At 31.1% G+C, this 4,170-nt stretch carries 1 protein-coding gene and 1 pseudogene; both read left to right on the top strand.

Annotation, left to right across the window (positions count from 1 at the left end; translation table 11 throughout):
- Positions 1–6: 6 nt before the first annotated feature.
- Positions 7–2,375, top strand: a pseudogene (locus tag HMPREF9129_RS09410) (endonuclease MutS2).
- 10 nt (positions 2,376–2,385) lie between these two features.
- Positions 2,386–4,092, top strand: a complete 1,707-nt coding sequence (argS, locus tag HMPREF9129_RS09405) for an arginine--tRNA ligase (RefSeq protein ID WP_004822974.1) — start codon at positions 2,386–2,388, stop codon at positions 4,090–4,092.
- Positions 4,093–4,170: the final 78 nt, after the last annotated feature.

Genomic DNA, 4,170 nt, shown 5'->3' with positions numbered 1-4,170 from the left:
TTCTAAATGGATGAACCTATTTTAAAATCTTATAGAGTTTTAGAATTTGACAAAATAATAGAAAAATTAAAAGCTATGATGTCATCTGAATTAGCTGTTAAATATGCTGATGAAGTTAAAATATCCATGGATAAGATAGAAGTGATGCAAAGGCTTAAAGAAACTACAGAAGCTGTAGATTATATAATAAAAAGAGGTGAACCGCCTCTTTTTGGAATATATGAAATGTCTGGATATATGAAAAGGCTTGAGATAGGCGGATATCTTACAGCTGGACAGTTGATAAAAGTTGGAGATTTCTTAAGAGTTTCAAGATACTTAAAGACTTATCTAGCACCTGATGATTCTGATTTACAATCTGAAATATTGGTAAATTATGCTGATGGATTGATGGCTTTTAAAAAGATAGAGGATACAATTTCTGATGCGATAATATCTGAAAATGAAATTGCTGACTCAGCATCGCAAAAGTTATCTAGTATAAGAAGACAGATATCTAAGAAGAAAGACAGCATAAGAGAAAGACTTAGTTCTATGATTTCTTCTGGAAGTGAATATTTACAGGATGCAATAGTGACTATTCGTGAGGGAAGATATGTAATACCTGTTAAAAATGAGCATAAATCCAAGGTAAAGGGAATTGTTCATGATGTGAGTTCGAGTAAACAAACAGTTTATATAGAACCACTTGCAGTTGTAAATATAAACAATGAATTGAGGTCTCTTGAAGTAGAAGAACGAGAAGAAATTGAGAGAATACTACAAGAAATTTCAAGTAGAGTAGATGATGTTAGACACGAAATTTTGTTGAATCAAGATTTACTTAGAGAGATTGATTTTATATTTGCAAAAGGAAAACTATCGCTTGAGTATGATGGTAGAAAACCGATTATAAATGACAAGGGATATGTAAATTTAAAATCTGCTAGACATCCTTTATTGGATAAGAAAAAAGTAGTTCCAATAGATATTAGTTTGGGAGGAGAATTTACATCGCTAATAATAACAGGACCTAATACAGGTGGTAAGACTGTATCTATAAAGACTTTGGGACTTTTGACATTGATGGCGCAATATGGATTACATATTCCTACGATGGAAAATTCAGAAATTGCTATTTTTGACAAAGTGTTAGCTGATATTGGTGATGAGCAAAGTATCGAGCAATCTTTATCAACATTTTCATCTCATATGGTAAATATCGTAGAAATTTTAAAGGAAATAACGCCTAAGAGTTTAGTTATATTCGATGAGCTTGGAGCTGGAACAGACCCTACTGAAGGGGCTGCTTTGGCAAGGTCTATAATGGATTTTATGCTGAGAAGAAAGATAAGATGTATCTCTACAACTCACTATAATCAACTGAAGCTCTATGCTCTTTCAACTGATGGAGTGCAGAATGCTTCAATGGAGTTTAATGTGGATACACTTTCTCCAACTTACAAACTTTTGATAGGTGTTCCGGGCAAGAGTAATGCTTTTGAAATTTCGCGCAAACTTGGTTTACCGGATATAATAATCAGAGATGCTAAGAAGATGATTTCAGAGGATAATATTGAATTTGAAGAAGTCTTATCTTCTATAGAGAAGGATAGGACTAGAATCGAAGAGTACAAACAAGCTGCTGAAATCGAAAGTTTAGAATATAAAAAGAAAAATGAGAAACTAAAAAAAGAAATTGAAAAGTTAAATCAAGAGCGAGAGAAAGTTTTAGAAAAGGCTAGAGAAGAAGCTAATAGATTGGTGCTTACTACAAGAGAGAATATGGAGCTTGTAATCAATGAACTTTCTGAGTTGAGAGAACAAATGAATTCTGCTCAAGCGAGAAAACTACAAGAAGCTCAAGATTTATACAGAGAAAGTTTTAAATCTGCTCAGAAAAAGAATGAATTTGTACTTGAAAAAGCTGATGAAGTTATAGGAGAATTAAAGGTAGGAGAAACTGTAAGATCTACTTCTTTAAATTCTGAAGGAGTAGTGCTGGAGTTGCCGGATTCAAAAAATCAAGTACTACTTCAAATGGGTATGTTGAAGATGAAATTACCTCTTGATACATTAATTAGAACAAATGCTGAAAAAGAAGTTCAAAAGACAAAGACGAGAAATATAATAGATAAGAAGAGTAAATATATTAAGTCTGAAATTGATATAAGAGGTAATAACTTTGAAGATGCAAGAGTTATTGTAGATAAGTACATAGACGATGCCTATTTGTCTGGAATTAAAGAAATTAGAATAATTCACGGAAAAGGCACGGGAGTACTTAGAGAAAAAATAAGAGATTATTTAAGAAAAACAAATACGTAAAGCACTATGAGGATGCTCCGAATAATCAGGGAGGATATGGTGCTACAGTAGTGGAATTTAAAAACTAAAGGAGTAAAGATGCTAAATTTTAAAGCTGAAGTAGCTAACATACTTGCAGAAAAAATTGATAGTTTAGATTATGAGAAGATTTTTTCTTTGATAGAAACACCACCAAGTTATGATATGGGAGATTATGCTTTTCCAGTATTTTCTCTTGCAAAAGTATATAGAAAGAACCCAAATATAATAGCAGCAGAAGTTGCTGAGTCAATCAATAGTGATTTATTGGAAAGAGTTGAGTCAAAAGCTGCTTATGTAAATTTCTTTATAGATAAAAATAAACTTGTCAAAGAAGTTTTAAATACTGTTGAACAGGAAAAAGAAGAATTTGGTAGAGTAAATGTTGGTAAAGGAAAAGATGTAATAATAGAATATTCTTCTCCCAATATTGCCAAACCATTTCACATAGGACATATAAGAACTACAATTATTGGAGATTCATTAAAAAGAATTTACAAATTTTTAGGATATAATGTAACTTCATATAACCACTTGGGAGATTATGGAACGCAATTTGGGAAGCTTATAGTTGCAATTGAAAAATGGGGGAATAGAGAAGAAATAGAAAAAAATCCTATACCTGAACTTTTAAAATTGTATGTTAAAATAAACCAAGAAACTGAAAATAACGAAGAATTATTAAATGAATGCAGATATTGGTTTAAAGAACTTGAAGAGGGAAATGAAAAAGCTGTTGAACTTTGGAAATGGATAAGAGAAGTTTCAATGGAAGAGTTCGAGAGAGTATATAAGATTTTAGATGTGGATTTTGATTTTTATATGGGCGAATCTTTTTATTCGGACAAGATGGCTAGAGAAGTTGAAGTAATGGAAAGAAAAGGTATTTTAGAAATTTCTAATGGAGCTAAGATAGTAAATTTAGATGAACACAATATACCGCCAGCACTAGTTATAAAAAGTGATGGTTCAACAATATATCTTACAAGAGATATAGCAACGGCTGTATACAGACAAAACGAACACAACCCTGAAAAAATTATATACGTTGTAGGCTCTCAACAAATATTACATTTTAAACAATTAAAATATGTATTAGAAAAGATGGGATATGATTGGTTTGAAAAGATAGTTCACGTTCCATTTGGAATGGTTTCTCTACAAGAAGGAACTCTTTCAACAAGAAGAGGTAATGTAGTTTATCTTGAAGATTTATTAAATAAATCTATAGAAAAAGTAATGGAAATTTTGAACAATCGTGAAAAAGAAAAAGGTCAAAATATTGATGATAAAGAAAAGCTTGCTAAGCAAGTAGGGGTGGGGGCTATCAAATTCCAAGAACTTTTCAATCAAAGAATAAAGGACTATACTTTCGATTGGGAGAACACTCTTTCATTTGAAGGTGAGACTGGACCTTATGTTCAATACACTCATGCAAGAATAAACTCGATTCTTGAAAGGGGAAACTTTGAACAAATTAATGTAGAAGACAATTTATTAAAAGAAGAATCTGAAATAAATTTATTAAGACTCATCTATAATTTCTCAAATGTAGTTATAGACGCGCATGAAAAGTATGAACCATACTTTATAACAAGACATATAACAGAAGTTGCAAAAGAATTTAACAAGTATTATAACTCTACTCAAATATTAGTAGAAGACTCAAAGTTAAAAGGACAAAGACTTATGCTTGCATATGCAGTAAAAACAGTTATTAAATCAGGACTTGGACTTTTGGGAATAGAAGCTCCAAATAAAATGTAAAGTAAAGAATATCTGAAGTTAGCGCTTCAGATATTCTTATTAGTATTTATACTATTATCCTATTAAATTTAGATATAT

It is taken from the genome of Peptoniphilus indolicus ATCC 29427, from assembly GCF_000227315.1.
GTDB lineage: Bacteria > Bacillota > Clostridia > Tissierellales > Peptoniphilaceae > Peptoniphilus > Peptoniphilus indolicus.
Note: the sequence above shows the minus strand (reverse complement) of the source record. Positions and strands in the feature narration are given on the sequence as shown.

Coding starts and splice junctions, on each gene's coding strand:
- argS (WP_004822974.1), top strand. CDS start 2,386: ATGCTAAATTTTAAAGCTGAAGTAGCTAACATACTTGCAGAAAAAATT.